General features: G+C 74.0%; 1 protein-coding gene and 1 pseudogene. Both read right to left on the minus strand.

Translation table 11 applies throughout. The features are described from left to right. On the minus strand, positions 1–604 hold a 604-nt coding region (gene cobU / locus EAD98_RS00285), incomplete at its 3' end, for a bifunctional adenosylcobinamide kinase/adenosylcobinamide-phosphate guanylyltransferase (protein ID WP_233583650.1). A 61-nt stretch (positions 605–665) separates the two neighbouring features. Then, a pseudogene (locus EAD98_RS30815) lies at positions 666–999 on the minus strand (M23 family peptidase); the annotation flags it as partial.

Here is a 999-nt window from a genome sequence, read left to right on the forward strand (position 1 = left end):
GGCCAGTTCCGGCGGCGCTCACGGCCGGCACGGCGCCGGCGGCGGACGCGGGCGGCACGGCCGGCTTCAGCCAGGCCGGCTGGCCGGCGACCACCAGCACCACAGCGTCACAGGCGTCGGCGACCGCCCGGTTGGCCGCGCCGAGCGCGTCGGTGAACGCCCGACCCAGCGGCGTGGTCGGCACCAGGGACAGCCCCACCTCGGGGCTGACCAGCACCACCCGCGCGGAGCAGGCGCGGATCGCCTCGGCCAGCTCAGCGATGGTCGCCACGTCGTCGGCGGGCTGATGGTCCGGGTCGAGCAGCACCGTCACCCAGCCGCCCAGGTCGTCCACGAGCAGCGTCTCGTTCGGCTGCGCGGACTCGAGGACGTCGGCCAGTCGCCGCGGGTCGGCCGCGGTCTCCTCGGTGCTCCAACTGCCCGGCCGCCGGGCGCGGTGCGCGGCCAGCCTGGTCGCCCACTCGGTGTCCTCCGGATCGCCCTCCGGGGCGGTGGCGACATAGCGGACCACCGGCGCGTCGGCGACCAGGGACTCAGCGAACTCGGACTTGCCGGACCGGATACCGCCGAGAACCAGGACCGTGTTCCACCCGTCAACGGACATGCCCGTACCTTAAGGCCGCCCGGGGTTCCGTTGCCTGCCGGCCCGGGCGGTCGTGGTCCGGTCAGTCGCAGTGCTCGAATCCACTGCCGTAGCTGACCCCACCGGTGGAGCCGCCCCACTTGACGCACGTCCCTGCGGCGCTGGTCCGCACCGGCCCGGCGTAGTAGTCGAAGGACCCGCTGTCGGTGCTGCGGGCCCGCCCCTGCACCTCCAGGTACGCCGACGCCGCCGACTTCGTGCCGACCGCGGTGTCCTTGAGGGTGACCACGCAGTTGTTGCCGTTGCCCGAGTGGTAGAGCAGGTAGACCCGGCCGCGCCGGCGACCGTCGCCGTCGGTCAGCGTCGCCGAGTCGATCACCTGGTAGCCACTGCCGCACACCTGGGCCGCCGTGTAC

Origin of the sequence: Micromonospora sp. CV4 (assembly GCF_003667455.1) — a bacterium.
Taxonomy (GTDB): Bacteria; Actinomycetota; Actinomycetes; order Mycobacteriales; family Micromonosporaceae; genus Micromonospora.